This window comes from Streptomyces sp. NPDC102514, from assembly GCF_055584525.1.
On sequence record NZ_JBVJLW010000004.1, the window covers coordinates 549,223 to 564,349 of the forward strand.

Annotated in this window: 16 protein-coding genes and 1 pseudogene; 12 read left to right on the forward strand and 5 right to left on the reverse strand. The window is 67.2% G+C overall.

Annotation, left to right across the window (positions count from 1 at the left end; genetic code table 11):
- The first annotated feature begins 46 nt into the window (after nucleotides 1-46).
- The gene (locus tag ACZ60E_RS13810; RefSeq protein WP_189773067.1) at nucleotides 47-382 is read left to right on the forward strand and encodes a Rieske (2Fe-2S) protein; all 336 of its coding nucleotides are present in this window, start codon (nucleotides 47-49) and stop codon (nucleotides 380-382) included.
- A gap of 218 nt (nucleotides 383-600) precedes the next feature.
- Here ACZ60E_RS13810 and ACZ60E_RS13815 read toward each other — a convergent pair whose 3' ends face one another.
- Nucleotides 601-1,014 (reverse strand): pyridoxamine 5'-phosphate oxidase family protein, encoded by a 414-nt coding sequence (locus tag ACZ60E_RS13815; protein ID WP_469440268.1) that lies wholly within the window; start codon nucleotides 1,012-1,014, stop codon nucleotides 601-603.
- A 156-nt stretch (nucleotides 1,015-1,170) separates the two neighbouring features.
- On the opposite strand from ACZ60E_RS13815, the pseudogene clpB reads away from it, so the two are divergent.
- A pseudogene (gene clpB, locus ACZ60E_RS13820) lies at nucleotides 1,171-3,756 on the forward strand (ATP-dependent chaperone ClpB); the annotation flags it as partial.
- Nucleotides 3,757-3,930: 174 nt separating this feature from the next.
- Nucleotides 3,931-4,458 carry a YbjN domain-containing protein gene (locus ACZ60E_RS13825; protein ID WP_328495500.1) on the forward strand — a complete coding sequence of 176 codons (528 nt, stop codon included), beginning with the start codon at nucleotides 3,931-3,933 and terminating at the stop codon, nucleotides 4,456-4,458.
- A 23-nt stretch (nucleotides 4,459-4,481) separates the two neighbouring features.
- Here ACZ60E_RS13825 and ACZ60E_RS13830 read toward each other — a convergent pair whose 3' ends face one another.
- A complete protein-coding gene (locus ACZ60E_RS13830) occupies nucleotides 4,482-5,678 on the reverse strand; it encodes a hypothetical protein (RefSeq protein ID WP_469440269.1) in 1,197 nt (398 codons plus the stop codon).
- A 478-nt stretch (nucleotides 5,679-6,156) separates the two neighbouring features.
- Here ACZ60E_RS13830 and ACZ60E_RS13835 point away from each other — a divergent pair, with 478 nt between their 5' ends.
- On the forward strand, nucleotides 6,157-7,050 hold the full coding sequence (locus ACZ60E_RS13835; RefSeq protein ID WP_469440270.1) for a hypothetical protein: 894 nt from the start codon (nucleotides 6,157-6,159) through the stop codon (nucleotides 7,048-7,050).
- A 23-nt stretch (nucleotides 7,051-7,073) separates the two neighbouring features.
- Here ACZ60E_RS13835 and ACZ60E_RS13840 read toward each other — a convergent pair whose 3' ends face one another.
- Complete coding sequence (locus ACZ60E_RS13840; RefSeq protein WP_469440273.1) at nucleotides 7,074-8,294, reverse strand: pyridoxal phosphate-dependent aminotransferase; 1,221 nt, start codon at nucleotides 8,292-8,294, stop codon at nucleotides 7,074-7,076.
- A gap of 392 nt (nucleotides 8,295-8,686) precedes the next feature.
- Here ACZ60E_RS13840 and ACZ60E_RS13845 point away from each other — a divergent pair, with 392 nt between their 5' ends.
- Together ACZ60E_RS13845 and ACZ60E_RS13850 are read left to right on the forward strand one after the other, a co-directional pair.
- The gene (locus ACZ60E_RS13845; protein ID WP_469440274.1) at nucleotides 8,687-9,544 is read left to right on the forward strand and encodes an SMODS domain-containing nucleotidyltransferase; all 858 of its coding nucleotides are present in this window, start codon (nucleotides 8,687-8,689) and stop codon (nucleotides 9,542-9,544) included.
- Between the two features lie 12 nt (nucleotides 9,545-9,556).
- Entirely contained in the window at nucleotides 9,557-10,471 is a 915-nt protein-coding gene (locus ACZ60E_RS13850; RefSeq protein WP_469440277.1) for an S-4TM family putative pore-forming effector, read from the forward strand.
- A 247-nt stretch (nucleotides 10,472-10,718) separates the two neighbouring features.
- Here ACZ60E_RS13850 and ACZ60E_RS13855 read toward each other — a convergent pair whose 3' ends face one another.
- Together ACZ60E_RS13855 and ACZ60E_RS13860 are read right to left on the reverse strand one after the other, a co-directional pair.
- Nucleotides 10,719-11,411, reverse strand: coding sequence for a P-loop nucleotide/nucleoside kinase family protein (locus ACZ60E_RS13855; protein WP_469440280.1), 693 nt, complete (start codon nucleotides 11,409-11,411; stop codon nucleotides 10,719-10,721).
- Nucleotides 11,408-12,166, reverse strand: coding sequence for a GntR family transcriptional regulator (locus ACZ60E_RS13860; RefSeq protein WP_469440283.1), 759 nt, complete (start codon nucleotides 12,164-12,166; stop codon nucleotides 11,408-11,410). Before ACZ60E_RS13860 ends, ACZ60E_RS13855 begins: the two co-directional genes overlap by 4 nt.
- 398 nt (nucleotides 12,167-12,564) lie before the next feature.
- Between ACZ60E_RS13860 and ACZ60E_RS13865 the strand changes: the two genes are divergently transcribed.
- From ACZ60E_RS13865 to ACZ60E_RS13890, 6 genes are read left to right on the forward strand one after another with little or no spacing between them, the layout of a single operon-like run.
- Entirely contained in the window at nucleotides 12,565-12,831 is a 267-nt protein-coding gene (locus tag ACZ60E_RS13865; protein WP_469440286.1) for a DUF6284 family protein, read from the forward strand.
- The gene (locus ACZ60E_RS13870; RefSeq protein ID WP_469440288.1) at nucleotides 12,828-13,271 is read left to right on the forward strand and encodes a Pycsar system effector family protein; all 444 of its coding nucleotides are present in this window, start codon (nucleotides 12,828-12,830) and stop codon (nucleotides 13,269-13,271) included. Before ACZ60E_RS13865 ends, ACZ60E_RS13870 begins: the two co-directional genes overlap by 4 nt.
- The gene (locus ACZ60E_RS13875; protein WP_469440289.1) at nucleotides 13,268-14,164 is read left to right on the forward strand and encodes a DUF2637 domain-containing protein; all 897 of its coding nucleotides are present in this window, start codon (nucleotides 13,268-13,270) and stop codon (nucleotides 14,162-14,164) included. Before ACZ60E_RS13870 ends, ACZ60E_RS13875 begins: the two co-directional genes overlap by 4 nt.
- Entirely contained in the window at nucleotides 14,161-14,544 is a 384-nt protein-coding gene (locus tag ACZ60E_RS13880) for an RRQRL motif-containing zinc-binding protein (protein WP_469440291.1), read from the forward strand. The genes ACZ60E_RS13875 and ACZ60E_RS13880 overlap by 4 nt, the downstream gene beginning before the upstream one ends.
- 10 nt (nucleotides 14,545-14,554) lie before the next feature.
- Nucleotides 14,555-14,875 (forward strand): hypothetical protein, encoded by a 321-nt coding sequence (locus ACZ60E_RS13885; RefSeq protein WP_469440293.1) that lies wholly within the window; start codon nucleotides 14,555-14,557, stop codon nucleotides 14,873-14,875.
- A gap of 2 nt (nucleotides 14,876-14,877) precedes the next feature.
- On the forward strand, nucleotides 14,878-15,045 hold the full coding sequence (locus ACZ60E_RS13890) for a pRL2-8 (RefSeq protein WP_469440479.1): 168 nt from the start codon (nucleotides 14,878-14,880) through the stop codon (nucleotides 15,043-15,045).
- The last annotated feature ends 82 nt before the right edge of the window (nucleotides 15,046-15,127 follow it).

The window sequence follows — 15,127 nt, forward strand, 5'->3', positions numbered from 1 at the left end:
ACCAGCTGGCCCGTGGCGCCGATAGACGGCAGCATCGGAGGCTGACATGAGCACTCCTCCCGATGACCGGTCCTTCCGCAGAGAAATGGCCACGGCCTACCGCTCCGGCTGGCACTTCATCGACCTGGCCACCGCCATCCCCCACAGCGGTGACTCGTTGATGGTGACCGTCTTCGGAGAGCCGGTCGTGGTGACGCGGGACGACGAGGACGACGTACGGGCGTACCGGTGTCTGCGGCGGCCTCGGGGGGCGCCGCAGCCGGTACGGTGCGCCATTCGGTACGGAATGATCTTTGTGAACCTCGATCAGCGCGACCATCGGCTGGACGAGCCGGAGGCCCCGGACGTACGAACCATCGCAGCCACCCCCCGCAGTGCCTGAAGCGATTCCCCCGTCGTTTCAAATCGCTCAGGCGCTTCCCCCCGCAGCGGCGTCACCGTGACCTGAACACGGTGACGCCGCTGCAGTTTTCAGGCAAGTTCCGGCAGACACGTTTCAGCAGGCATGCTTCATGCCTTCCCCGGGGCTCCACAAGGGTGAAAACCGGCCTAGTGCCGCGACCGTGCCCCCACGTGCCCCCCCGCACGCCCTCCATACCGTCAGCAGTTGCCCATCCCGGCCGTCAGGGCGATCTCGATGACCACCCGGGCCGGATTGGGCGACGGCGTCCTGGTGTAGCGCTCGGCGTAGCGGCGCTCCGCCTCCGCGACCCGCTCCGGGTCGCCGGACACCGTCGCGCGCCCCTCCAGCGTCGCCCACCGCCGTCCCTCCAGCTGGCAGACGGCGACCCGCATCCCGTCGGGCCCCGCGGCCAGCACGTTGCGTACTTTCTTGCTGGACTTGGAGGCGATGACCCGAGCCAGACCGGCCTCGGGATCGTATGTAACGCCGACGGGCACCACGTGCGGGGTGCCGTCGGGACGGAAGGTGCTCAGGGTGCAGATGTGGCGTTCCCGCCAGAAGGCGAGATACGAGTCGCCGGGATCGCGCGGGTTCACGGGGTACGAGGCCATGGACCGGAACCTAGCCCGTTGAGGGCCCTGAGTCCCCCCGAGCCCCCTTGAGTGGAATAGACTCAACTTTGTGTACGTTGTTTGGGTCAGCCAACACCGCACGAGTACGAGCACGAGCGTGAGTACGAGCACGAGCACGAGGAGGAGAACGCGAACGTGGACGCCGAGCTGACCAACAGGAGCCGGGACGCCATCAACGCGGCCAGCAGCAGGGCCGTGTCCGAAGGTCACCCCGACCTCACCCCCGCGCACCTGCTGCTCGCGCTGCTGGCCGGGCAGGAGAACGAGAACATCATCGACCTGCTGGCCGCGGTCGAGGCCGACCAGGCCGCCGTACGGGCCGGCGCCGAGCGCGTCCTCGCCGCGCTGCCCAGCGTGACCGGCTCCACCGTCGCCCCGCCGCAGCCCAACCGCGAACTGCTGGCGGTCATCGCCGACGCGAGCGAGCGGGCCAAGGAGCTGGGGGACGAGTACCTCTCCACCGAGCACATGCTGATCGCGATCGCCGCCAAGGGCGGCCAGGTCGGCGACATACTCTCCCAGCAGGGGGCCAGCGCCAAGAAGCTGCTGGACGCGTTCGAGAAGAGCAGGGGAGGGCGCCGGGTGACCACCCCGGATCCCGAGGGCCAGTACAAGGCACTCGAAAAGTTCGGTACCGACTTCACCGCCGCGGCCCGGGACGGCAAGCTCGACCCGGTCATCGGCCGCGACCAGGAGATCCGCCGCGTCGTACAGGTCCTGTCGCGGCGCACCAAGAACAACCCCGTCCTCATCGGGGAGCCCGGCGTCGGCAAGACCGCCGTGGTGGAGGGCCTCGCCCAGCGGATCGTCAAGGGCGATGTGCCGGAGTCCCTCAAGAACAAGCGGCTGGTCTCGCTCGACCTGGGCGCGATGGTCGCGGGCGCCAAGTACCGCGGCGAGTTCGAGGAGCGGCTCAAGACCGTCCTCGCGGAGATCAAGGACTCCGACGGCCAGATCATCACCTTCATCGACGAGCTGCACACCGTCGTCGGCGCGGGCGCGGGCGGCGATTCCGCCATGGACGCCGGCAACATGCTGAAGCCCATGCTGGCGCGCGGCGAGCTGCGCATGGTCGGCGCCACCACCCTGGACGAGTACCGCGAGCGGATCGAGAAGGACCCGGCGCTGGAGCGGCGCTTCCAGCAGGTGCTGGTCGCCGAGCCGAGCGTCGAGGACACCATCGCCATCCTGCGCGGCCTCAAGGGCCGGTACGAGGCCCATCACAAGGTGGTCATCGCGGACAGCGCGCTCGTCGCCGCCGCGACTCTCTCCGACCGGTACATCACCTCCCGCTTCCTGCCCGACAAGGCCATCGACCTCGTCGACGAGTCCGCTTCCCGGCTGCGCATGGAGATCGACTCGTCGCCCGTCGAGATCGACGAGCTGCAGCGGGTCGTCGACCGGCTGCGCATGGAGGAGCTGGCGCTCGACAAGGAGACCGACGCGGCCTCCAAGCAGCGGCTGGACAAGCTGCGCCGCGACCTCGCCGACAAGGAGGAGGAGCTGCGCGGCCTCACCGCCCGCTGGGAGAAGGAGAAGCAGTCCCTCAACCGCGTCGGTGAGCTGAAGGAGCGGCTCGACGGGCTGCGCGGCCAGGCCGAGCGGGCCCAGCGCGACGGCGACTTCGACACCGCCTCCAAGCTGCTCTACGGCGAGATCCCCACCCTGGAGAGGGACCTGGAGGAGGCCTCCGAGGCCGAGGTGGAGGCCGCCAAGGGCACGATGGTGAAGGAGGAGGTCGGCCCCGACGACATCGCGGACGTGGTCGGCGCCTGGACCGGCATCCCCGCCGGCCGCCTCCTGGAGGGCGAGACGCAGAAACTGCTGCGCATGGAGGAGGAGCTGGGCCGCCGCCTGATCGGCCAGAGCGAGGCCGTGCAGGCCGTCTCCGACGCCGTACGCCGTACGCGCGCCGGGATCGCCGACCCGGACCGGCCCACCGGTTCGTTCCTCTTCCTCGGCCCCACCGGTGTCGGCAAGACCGAGCTGGCCAAGGCCCTCGCGGACTTCCTCTTCGACGACGAGCGGGCCATGATCCGCATCGACATGTCGGAGTACGGCGAGAAGCACAGCGTGGCCCGCCTCGTCGGCGCGCCTCCCGGCTACGTCGGCTACGAGGAGGGCGGCCAGCTCACCGAGGCGGTGCGCAGGCGCCCCTACAGCGTCGTGCTCCTGGACGAGGTGGAGAAGGCGCACCCGGAGGTCTTCGACGTCCTGCTCCAGGTCCTGGACGACGGCCGTCTCACCGACGGGCAGGGCCGGACGGTCGACTTCCGCAACACCATCCTGGTCCTCACCTCGAACCTGGGCAGCCATTTCCTGGTCGACCCCGTCACGAGCGAGCAGCAGAAGAAGGAACAGGTCATGGAGGTGGTGAGGGCTTCTTTCAAGCCGGAGTTCCTCAACCGGCTCGACGACCTGGTGGTCTTCTCGGCGCTGAACAAGGCGGAACTGGAACGCATCGCCAAGCTCCAGGTCGGCCGGCTCGCGAAGCGGCTCGCCGAGCGCCGGCTCACCCTGGAGATCACCGACGAGGCGCTGGCCTGGCTCGCGGACGAGGGCAACGACCCGGCGTACGGGGCCCGGCCGCTGCGCCGACTCGTCCAGACCGCCATCGGTGACCGGCTGGCCAAGGAGATCCTCTCCGGCGAGGTCAAGGACGGCGACACGGTCCGCGTGGACGCCTTCGGCGACGGCCTGATCGTGGGACCCGCGACGGGACCCGTGACGGTCGCCACGGAGGGTCCTGCGAGCGGTCCCGCAGACGGGTCCGCGAGCGGCCCGGCTCTGGGCAAAACGCTCTGAGCGGAATTCCGTCACCGGCGGTGGCGGGGGTTGCGGGCCCCCGCCCCGCATGGGGGAGGATGGCGGAATCCGTACGAAGGGAAAATCACGGTGAGCATCGACCCGTCCTCGATTCCGAACTTCGGGGGCCAGCCAGAGCCGAACCCCGGCGGACCGGCGGGCCCCGTCGTCCCGGATCAGGACCTTGTGAAGCAGCTCCTGGACCAGATGGAGCTGAAGTATGTCGTCGACGACGAGGGAGACCTCGCGGCGCCGTGGGAGCAGTTCCGTACGTACTTCATGTTCCGCGGTGAGGACGACCAGCAGGTCTTCTCGGTGCGGACGTTCTACGACCGGCCGCACCAGATCGACGAGAAGCACCAGCTCCTCGAATCGATCGACGACTGGAACCGGCGCACGCTGTGGCCCAAGGTCTACAGCCACACGCACGACGACGGCACCGTCCGCCTCATCGGCGAGGCGCAGATGCTGATCGGCACGGGCGTCAGCCTGGAGCACTTCGTGTCGTCGACGGTCAGCTGGGTGCGGGCCGCCATCGAGTTCGACAAGTGGCTCGTCGAGCAGCTCGGCCTGGAGCAGGAGATCGACGAGGCCGAGAAGCCCGAAGAGGACGAGTAGTCCGCACGGAGGCCGTCCTCACCTCAGAGCGGCTTGTGGGCCAGTACGACCAGATACGCCCCGTACGCGAACGAGAGCCCGGCCAGGGCACCGACCACCAGGGTCGCGTGCCACGGCCGGGCTCTCGCCGTCCGCACCAGCGCGCACGCGAGGGGCAGCAGCAGCGGGAACGCCGGCAGCAGGAACCGCGGCTTGCACTCGAAGAACCCGGCGCCCCCCGCCGCCACGAACATCAGTACGCCCGCGTAGACCAGCAGCGGCAGGGGAGCGCGGTCCGCGAGCAGCAGCCCGTACATCAGCAGGGCCGCCGCGACGATCACCATCGACATCGGGAAGACGAGCAGGTCGCCCTCCAGCAGCAGATGCCGTACGAAGCGCAGCGCGTCCAGGCCGAAGTCGAAGCGTGAGCCCCACAGCCGCTGCACCTCGAAGTACCCGCCGAGCGGATCGCCCTGCCGCCGCCCCACCCACAGCACGTACGCCAGCCAGCCGAGCGGGGCGAGCGCCGCGCCCGTCCACAGCCTGTGGGTAACTTTTCCGCGCCGCCGGTACAGCTCGTACGCCGCCGCCGCGAGGACCGCCGCGGCGACCGCGAACCCGTTCGGCCGGGCCAGCCCCGCGCCCACCGCGAGGGCGCCCGCCCAGACCCACCGGCCGGTGAGGACGGCGTACAGCGACCAGGCCGCGAAGGCGGTCAGGACCGGCTCCGTGTACGCCATCGACAGCACGACCGAGTGCGGCAGCAGGGCCCACAGGAGGACGAGGGCGGTGGCGACGGCCCGGTCGTGCAGCCGGGCCCCGATCGCGTAGATCCCGCAGGCGGCGACCCCGGCGGCCGTCCAGGACACCAGCAGCCCGGCGGCGGGCCCGCTGAGCGGGGTGATCTCCATGACGGCCCTCAGCAGCCCCGGATAGAGCGGGAAGAACGCCAGGTCGCTGTGGACGACGTCGGGGTGGAACCGCAGGCTGCGCCCGTAGCCGTCCCCGGCGATCCGCAGATACCAGATGGAGTCCCAGGACCGCCCGAGCAGCAGTACGGGATGCTCGCCGACCGCCCACGCGGTCAGGGCCACGGCCGCGGCACCCAGCAGCCGGGCCGCCACGAACAGCCCGAGAGCGGTGCCCATCGTGGCGGCGAGAACGGGCCGGGACCGCGCCGGACGCGGGGTCCCGGCGGGTGGCGTGACGGTGGGGGGCGCGAGGGTACGGGCGAGGGTCACATCCGAAACATTGAAGGCAATCCACACCATTTGCGAGCAACGCGCGGCCGGGCGGGTCCGGTTCACCCCGTTTCTCCCCAGGTGCGGCGCGCCTGCGTGACAACCCCCCATGCGCCGGACGGCGAGGCGGCGGACCGGCTGCGCACCTCGCGGTGAGCACGCGCGTCACACGGATCGCGCGGGTGTCCGGGGCGCGGGCGGCCGGGCCCCGGTCGCCGCCCGTTTCGCGGGTGCACCGTGCCCTTGTCCGTGAGGGGCCGGTGGGCCACTGACCTCCCCAAAGAACCGGGGGAAAGAACTACCCGCCCACCCGCCCTCCCTGCGCGGGAAGCCCGCGTCACCCGTCCGAGTGACCGGCTTGCAGCAGCGAGATCCGGGCGGCTACGTTCGCCGCGACAACCGCAAACAGATACGGCCCCCGGCCGGGACTGGCATCCCGAACGAGGGCCTGACCAACCAGGAAGAAAGCACCTTCCCGATGGCTGAATCGCAGTCTAACGCGCGCCTGCGCGCCGACGCCGGAACTCCGACTTCCGGCGTGATCCGTGTACGCACCCGCCTCACCGCCGACTTCACCGTCCTCGCCAACGCCCTCGCACAGCGGCGCGGCAGCGCGGTCACGATCGGCGTCGCGGCGTACATCTCCTCCCTGCCCGACGGTTCCCCCGTGACGATCACCGCCCTGTGCGAGCACTTCAGCGAGGGCGAGATCCTGATCTCGCGAGCGCTCAGGGAACTCGAATCGGCCGGATACCTGGAGCGCCGCCGCGAGCGGACGCCCACCGGACAGGTCCGTACCCGCACGTACTTCTACGACGTCCCCGGCGGCGGCGTACCGAATCCGGACGGGCCTACCGAGCCGCCCAGGCCACCCCGGCCGCGGAAGCGAGGCCCTGTCGCGGAGGCGGTTCCGCCCGCGCGAGAAGCGGTGCAGGAGACAGCACGGCCGCAGGTGTACGCCGAGCCCGAGCCACCGGCCCCGCTCGCCGACACCGACCCCCGAGCTGTCGCCGTACTTGCCGCTCTGCGCGGGATCGACCCCCGCCTCGTGCTGTCCGAGCAGGAGGCAGCGCGTCTCGGCCCGGCCGTCACCGAGTGGCTCGCGGCGGGCCTTCTGCCCACGCACATCACGGACCACCTCACCGCACGGCTCCCCGACACCTTCCTGACCCGCCCGGCCGGCCTCCTCGCCCACCGGCTCAAGGAGACCCCGCTCGCCCCGCCCGTACGGGTCGGAAGCCCGGAGTCCCCCGTACGTCCGACGGTCGTACCTCTCCGGAACTGCGACGGCTGCGACCGGGGCTTCCGCGCGCCGCAACCGGGCCGCTGCCGGGACTGCCGCTCCCAGGACCCATTTCGTGCGGCCGGCTGAGCCGATGGCCTGGTGCGTGACCCTCAGCCGACGAGCGTCTTGAGGCGGCTCACCGCTTCCTCCAGGACCGATGTCTGCTTGCAGAACGCGAAGCGGACGAAGGGTGCCCCGGCGTCCCGGTGGTCGTAGAAGACCGCGTTCGGGATGGCGACGACACCCGCCCGCTCGGGGAGAGCGCGGCAGAAGGCGAAGCCGTCGGTCTCGCCCAGCGGCCGGATGTCGGTGGTGACGAAGTACGTCCCGGCGGGCGTGAAGACCCCGAAGCCCGCCTCCGCGAGCCCCGCGCTCAGCAGGTCCCGCTTGGCCAGCATGTCCGCGCGGAACGCGTCGAAGTACGTGTCGGGCAGCGCCAGCGCCTCGGCGACCGCGTACTGGAAGGGCCCCGAGGCCACGTACGTGAGGAACTGCTTCGCCGAGCGGACCGCCGTCACCAGTTCGGGTGAGGCGGTCACCCAGCCGACCTTCCAGCCGGTGAACGAGAACGTCTTGCCCGCCGAGCCGATGCTGACCGTGCGCCCGCGCATCCCGGGCAGGGTTGCGAGCGGTACGTGCTCGGCCTCGTCGAAGACCAGATGCTCGTACACCTCGTCGGTGACGACCAGCAGATCCCGCTCGACGGCCAGCTCGGCGATCGCGGTCAGCTCCTCGCGGGTGAGGACCGTGCCCGTCGGGTTGTGCGGGGTGTTGATCAGCAGCAGCCGGGTGTTGTCCGTGACCGCGTCGCGCAGCTCGTCGAGGTCCAGCCGGAACCGTCGCCGCACGGCCCCGTCGTCCCCGGTCTCCTCGTGCGGCCGCAGGGTGACCGGCACGCGCGTACCGCCCGCCATCGCGATACAGGCCGCGTACGAGTCGTAGTACGGCTCCAGGGCGATCACCTCGTCGCCGGGCTCCAGCAGGGCGAGCAGGGTGGCCGCGATGGCCTCGGTCGCGCCGGCCGTGACGAGGACCTCGGTGGCGGGGTCGTACGTCAGCCCGTACCGGCGCTCCTGGTGCGCGGCGATCGCCGCACGCAGCTCGGGGACGCCCGGCCCCGGCGGGTACTGGTTCCCGCGCCCGTCGCGCAGCGCCCGCACGGCCGCCTCCCGGATCTCCTCGGGGCCGTCCGTGTCGGGAAAGCCCTGCCCGAGATTGATCGAGCCGGTACTCAGGGCGAGGGCCGACATCTCGGCGAAGATCGTGGTGCCGAACTCGGCGAGACGGCGGTTGAGGAGGGGGCGGCGTGCACTGGAGGTCATGACGGCCATCCTGCGCTCAACCTCTGGAGTTGCTCAACTCTGGTTCAGGAGTTGGGACCTGCGGGGGTGTCTCGGGAACCCTGTCTGAGCAGGGGAAGAGTTGTTGTCGACGGTCGTTGTCTGTCGTCGTTGGTTGCTGCCGGACGGCCCAGGGACGGCCCGGCGATGGCGGCCCTTCCACGGCCTCAGGAGGGCTCGGGTAGGTGCTCTCTCGTGTTCACGGAAGTGGCGAGAAGCGAGGACACACAGGTGTGTCAGGGGCTGCCTGCCAAAGCTTGTTTGCCATTCCGGCAACCGTGACACTTGAAGTCCAGCAGATTCGGTACCCCTTGAGCAGCACATGACGTAGAAATCATACGATCTCGCAACAGATTGTCAGAGTGGTCGACTAATCTGCACGTATGGCATGGACTGTTGATTCAGCGTTCTCCGAATTTCATCAAGATATTAATCTCCCGGGTGACCATCGATCTACCGCCAATATTCGCAAAGATTGGGTGCTGAGGCAGCTGGGCACGTCATTTACCGTCCTCGATGCATTTGCTATGGGTTCGATTCCTAGATTTACTGCATTGAAGGGATATGCCGACCTTGACATTATGGCCGTACTCCACTATGAAAAGCACATCAAAGGTCGTCTACCGTCGACGGTTTTGTCCAACGTTAAGCGCGCCCTTGGCCCAGGGGCTGGAAACGTTCGACGCAACGGTCAGGCGGTGACGATTAAGTTTCAGTCCTGGCCAGATATTGATGTGGTTCCTGCTGTCAGGAATGTCAACGATGCAGGAGCAGTAACGCACTATGAGATCCCCGATATGAACAGGGAAGTATGGCTTCAAACAAAACCTGGTAATCACGCCAGCAAGATTACTCAAAAAGCATCCGACCATGGACCCAAAATTCGCCAGGTGATTAAGTTCATCAAAGACTGGAATCGTCGGCAGAGTGTGAAACTGCAAAGCTATCACATAGAAGTGATCGCACTGCAGACTTCCGTGGATTGGAAAGAATACGACTGGTCAGTGATGCAGTGGTTCAGTCAGGCGAAAAGCTCGATCTATAACTGCTGGAATGACGGAAACGACGTAAGTCAGTATCTGACGCCAGATCGCGCCTACAAAATCCAGCAGGCGGTAAATCAAGCGCACTCGGATGCTCAGAATGCTTGGTTTGCCTCTGCAGGTCCTGCCAAAAACCAGGCGGCCGCGATTCGGGGATGGAAGTCTATTTTTGGCCAGAATTTCCCAAACTACGGGTAGCTAGGACGTTTCATGACATCGTCGATGTCGCCTAGAAAAATAATGCTGCGCCAAAATGAGGGTAGGCCGTTGCGGTTGCTCGCCGCACAGAGGCAACTCTACGAAGACGCCAAGCAGCTGCATAATGTGCGCACCTCTCTCATTATCGTTGGCGGCCTTACAGGTGCGGTTCTATCCTTGGCGCTTCCATCTGCCAGGCAGGCGCTTGGCGTCTGTGTCGCTGTTATCCTGCTCTTCGTCAGTATTCTGGGGGCTTCGCGAGAAAAGCGAAAAAATAAGCAAGCGGCGTCTGTTCAAGAGGAATTTGACACCTATGTATTCGATCTTCCCTGGAATGTGACGCTAATTGATCGGCCGTCAAACACTACTATCGCCGAGGCTGCCGCGAGGCACAAACCTAAAAAGCTTAATAATTGGTATAGTGATACTGAAGATCTTCCGTACCCGCTCGATGTCCTTGTGAGTCAACGCAGTAACCTTGCGTGGGGGGCTTCAGATCATCGGCGGTGGAGTGCGACACTGGCTGGTATTGGAATCCTGCTATTTGGTTTGGCTTGCTTGGCTTCAATTCTTTTTAAGCTCTCTTTTGCTGACTCGGCTACAGCAATCTTCGCGCCTCTCATCCCGGCAATGAAGGAAATTTTCGAAATGGCGCTTGCGAACCGTGAATATGCTAAAGAGAAGGAAGCATCCGAGGGGCGTGCGGCGAAAATGTGGGAAGACTCAATGAGTCGGCGTAAACCGCCAAAGTTGTCTTCCTGTCGAGAACTTCAAGACCAGATTTGCACAACGCGTCAGAGTAATCCCGTGATCCCCTCTTGGTTTTACTGGTTCAAGCGGGACGAGAATGAGAACGTAATGCAGATCAGTACGGCCGATTACGTAGCAGAAGCGCGTGGGCGAGGTCTTCCGAGTAATTCTCAGTAGGAGACTCGAAGGATCGGTAAATTCGACAGCCCGAGCCGCAGAGGGCGCGCCCCCCCCGCCTCATGCCCGCAGCCGCCGGGCGCGGCCAGCCGAGGCGCAGACAGGAGGTGGTCCGTGCCTCAGAGACGGCCCGCGCCCATATCGTGCGCGGGCACTTGATGGAATAGGAAAGGTCTCACCGCGCTTGGGCGTGAGGGTTCGGGGGAGGAAATCCGAGACGGAGCATGCCCGGCAATTGGCCTGCGTTTTAACCCTCGGGGGGTCGAGGAGAGGCAGTGCTTAGAGCCGCAAACAGGGCGGACGTATCGCCGCCGTAGACGAGGTGCGGTTCGTCTGCCTTGGGGGGGACAAACCGCGTGCGGTACCGCTGTAGGTCGCTCTCAGCGAAGTAGATCGAATTTGGATCGTTCTCGTGGAGTTCGTTGCGCTTATTGATCCTCGCCCAAAGCTCATCGTGGCTAGCCGCGAGGTAGACAAGCACGGGTGTCGCACCGGCGTCAGTGGCGATGGCTCGCCATTTGTCCCGATCCTCAGGAGTCCAAAAACCGTGGTCAACAACCACGTCGTGCCCCGCCTTGAGCTGTTCGCTCAGTTCGTCAGCCACGTCTTCGAGGACCGGCCGCTCAAGGGTGGGGAAGGTGCCCCGTGGGAAGTCCACCCCGTATACGCCGTGCCGGCGGTACATCTCCTCGTCCGGGCACAGGCGAACGAACCCACGGGCTGTGAGGACGCGGGAAAGGGTGGTCTTGCCGGAACCGGGAAGTCCGGCCATTAGGACACAGAAGGGCGGGTGCGGTGGCATCGGTCTCGTCAAGGTTTGGGCGATGGTTTCTATCTCTGCTTCAGCTTCAGGCGTGATTGTGCCAGCCCTGCGAGCCGCGAGCAGCGTTCCTAGGCGGTCTTCCAACACGCTCATGAGCGTGTCGTCCATGACCGTCACGAGGAGACCTCCGATTCCGTGCGCCACGTACGGCCCGGGCCTCCGAGGTCCACGCCGTACTCAACGATGTTGCCTTCGGTGTCAACGAACTTCGCAGTCATCACGACTACTGGTTCGGCCGGCGGGCTGCCGGGGTCAAGCTCCAAGAGCCGTGCGTACTCCGGCGTAAGGAGATGCGCGGAAGCAGTGTCGATCCGGTGGCTGATCGGGTGGCCAGTTGCCTGGGTGATGAGCTGGAGCGACGTCCCGCCGGTCAGTCGCTCACTCGCTGCTAGTTGAGGGATTAGCTTCCCGTATCGAGCGGGGATCCATGACGTGCTGTGAGCAACGATGCCGTGCCGATCCCGGTAGACCCGGCTACGGCGGACCACCTCGACCCCTGGCTCGATGTCTAGAGCTTGAGCTACGTCAGCGGGGGCAGAAACCACGGCTGCCTCATGGGAATCGGACCGCTCGCCCTGGCCCCAACTGGATCCGGTACGGCGTCCTCGGTCCTGGCGCTGAGACCCCGATGACATAGAGGCAGGCCGGTCCAACACCTCAGTGCCGATGCCGTGGATGCCGCGAATGAGGCCGTCGTTGCGCAGCTTGCGCAGCGCTTTCTCGGCCGTTGCGGTGCTCACCTTCCACTCCTCCGAGAGGTTCTTGATGCTCGGCAAGAGGGACCCCGGCTGTAGCTGACCAGACGTGATCAGCTCTGTGTAGTGGGCGGCAATCTTCGCGTACGGGGCCCGATTGTCGGCCTGGCCTGCCATGTCGCTCGCTCCTTGTCGTCACTTCCCTGAGGTTCCCTACCTTACCGCTTGACACCGCAGGGAACCCTAGGGAACCCTAGGGATGTGCCCGGAGGAAAGCCCGCAGGGGTGAGTACGAAGTGAGCGCGCATTGATTGAAAACTCAACAGCGTGCCTGAGGTTGCCCGTCCCACCTCTGCAAGCAAGAGGGCGGCGTGCGCGGGTTCTGTCCCCGTGTGCGGTACAGCGCGATTGACCTTTCCGCAGCTCATCGGCTGTGGGCCGGTTGCCTCCGCTGCTCGTCTCGTACGAGCAGCGCTGAGGGGAGCCGGACATTCGACTTCAACGGCGAGAGGCCCCCGGGGTGCGACCCGGGGGCCTCGTTCGGGCCGTTCCACCTGTGAAGGGAACTACGACCCATGGTGTACATCGGTGCTGATCAGAAGGTTGTTACCGCCGACGAGTTCGACCGTGAGCCGACGGCTGCGGAGCTGGACGCGATCGACCGGGAGATGCCCGTCATCACGGCGGACATCGACCTGTTGGACGCGCAGATCATCGCGTTGGACAGGACGCCGAACGAGGTGGACGCGCGGCGTATCCGCCGGGCTCGCCGCCGGGTGCTGGCGGCCCGCCGCACGCTGGCCAACACGGCCACGGAGCACGCTGCCGGGGTGGGCGCGTGAGTACCCCGCAGACGCTCACCGCCGCGCATGCGGAGGTGAAGGCGGAGATCGCGCGGACCGATACGAAGACCGGTCTGCTGTTGGCGTTCGTCGGCGCGGTCCTGGCCGGTTCGTGGACGGTCGCCAAAGACGTCCCCCTTCCCTTGCACGCCTACATCGCGGGCGGACTCGGGACGGGACTGCTGATCGCGGCGGCGGCTCTGCTGCTGCGGTCGGTCCGCCCGAACCTGAGTGGCCGGCACGGCTTCCCGCTGTGGGCCACCCTCACCGCCGAACAGATCACCGCGACCCTGTCCCAGGACCTGAGCGCGGACATCGCCAACCTGTCCCGCATCGCCCTGGCCAAGTTCACGGGTCTGCGCCGCGCGGTCGACCTGACCTGCGTGGGCGGGGCGCTGCTTATCCTCGCCGCGCTGCTCGCCCTCGGGGGTGCGGCATGAACCTCAACCGCAAAGGCAGGGCCGCCCTCGTGCTGGCCCTGGTCGCCGTGGTCGGCATGGCCTTCCGGGTCTCGTGGAACGCGCTGCGGGACATCGCCGGGGCGGTCGGCGCGGATGAGACGGCGGCGACGCTGTACCCGTTCGTTGTCGACGGTCTGATGGCGCTCGCCCTGATCGCGACTCTCGTGCTCACCGACGACGCGCGGAAGTTCGCGCTGCGGGTGCTGGGCACCTACACGCTGGCCTCGCTGGTCCTCAACTACGTGCACGGGCTCGTGCCGGGGCTGCACGCGGACGGTGGCACGGTCGACTGGTCTCGTCTGGCCGACTGGGACCCGGCGAACTGGGCTCTTGTGCTGCTCGCGACGTCGCTTCCGGTCGGGTCGATCTACTTCGGTTCGGACCTGGTCGCCAAGGTCCTGCACCACCGCCCCGCCCCGATTTCGGCCCCGGCCGCGAATGCGGAGGAATCTACCGAGACCGAGAGGATTCGGTCTACGGCTGACCTCGGAGAATCGACCCCGCCGCCGATCACCGCAGCGCCGTTGCGGATGCCCGACCCGGTCACGGTCGAGTTCCTGAAGTCGAGTGTCCCGCTCAAGCCGGTCCCGGCTGTGGCTCCGGCTCCGGTCGCCTCGATCGCACCGCGTCCGGTACCGGCCGAGTCGACCCGCCCGCGTCGGGCAACCGGTCGACTCCCCGCAGCCGCGCGGACCGCCCGACCGAAGCGCACGGCGGCTCAACTGCTCGATGAGGCACGGAAGGTGACCGCCGGTTGGCCGGACGTGAAGGTGACGGCTGAGGGCATTCGCCGGGAGGTTCACACCTCTCCGGCCAACGCCCGGATGCTGCGGGACACCCTGCTCGCCGAACGCGCCGCCACCACCCCGTGAGCGGCTACTCGTTCGGCAAGTGCTTCGACCCGAACGGCGCCCGCTACGGCGTCCCGACCTTCCCGTGGCGCTATGCCCCCGACGGCTACGCGACCCGCCGACAGCTCCGGGCGCGCGGTCTGCGTCCCGGGGGTCAGCCGATCGCGGCGCAGGTGCTCAGGCCCCGTTACCGGCGGGGTCCGCTGGTCGCCTACCTCTACCGCGAGGACCTGGCCAAGCCGGTCCGCCCGATGACGCCGGCCAAACGTGCCGCGCTCGCCAAGGCGATGTGCGCGCGCCGTACCTGCCCGCAGTGCCGGCGCGACGCGGGATACGTCATCCCGCTCTCGCTCGGCATCTGCGTGCCCTGCGCCTACCCCGAACCTTCCACGACGCTGTGAGGAGTACCTGATGGGCAAGCCTGATACCCGCCGCCTGGACCGTGAGATCCACAAGACGAACCGCAAGCTCGAAGCGGCCCGTAATGAGGAGATGTGGCCGCTCACCAGTGCCGAGCGCCGCGCTGTGCTCGCCGCACTGGCGGGCAGTACCTACCGGTTCGCCCGGGGCAAGAGCACCGACCGTGCGGACCGCAAGCTCGAATCGGTTCAGCAGTCCGTGCTCACCCGTCTGATCGCCGAACTCACCGCGTTGCAGAGCGAGCGGCAGCGCATCGTGACCGAGGCCGCCAAGGCGAAAGCGGCCAAGAAGTCCTCCGGCTGGCTGTGGTGACCATGCCCGGCAAGGACACACCGCCGGGTGAGTGCCCGCAGTGCTGGCAGCACGCCCACGACCGGCGCGCACACCGCCACCTCCGTCCCCGGCAGGACTGCCCGCAGTGCGTCGACCACATGGTCAACGGCCACCCCTACATCGTGCCCAAGCAGAAGACGCGGCGCTGACCGCACCCGCGCCGTGCGCTGTTCCCGCCGCCTGACGCGCGGCTTGTACGCCTCGAATGCCGGGGTGTCCGGGACTTTCCAC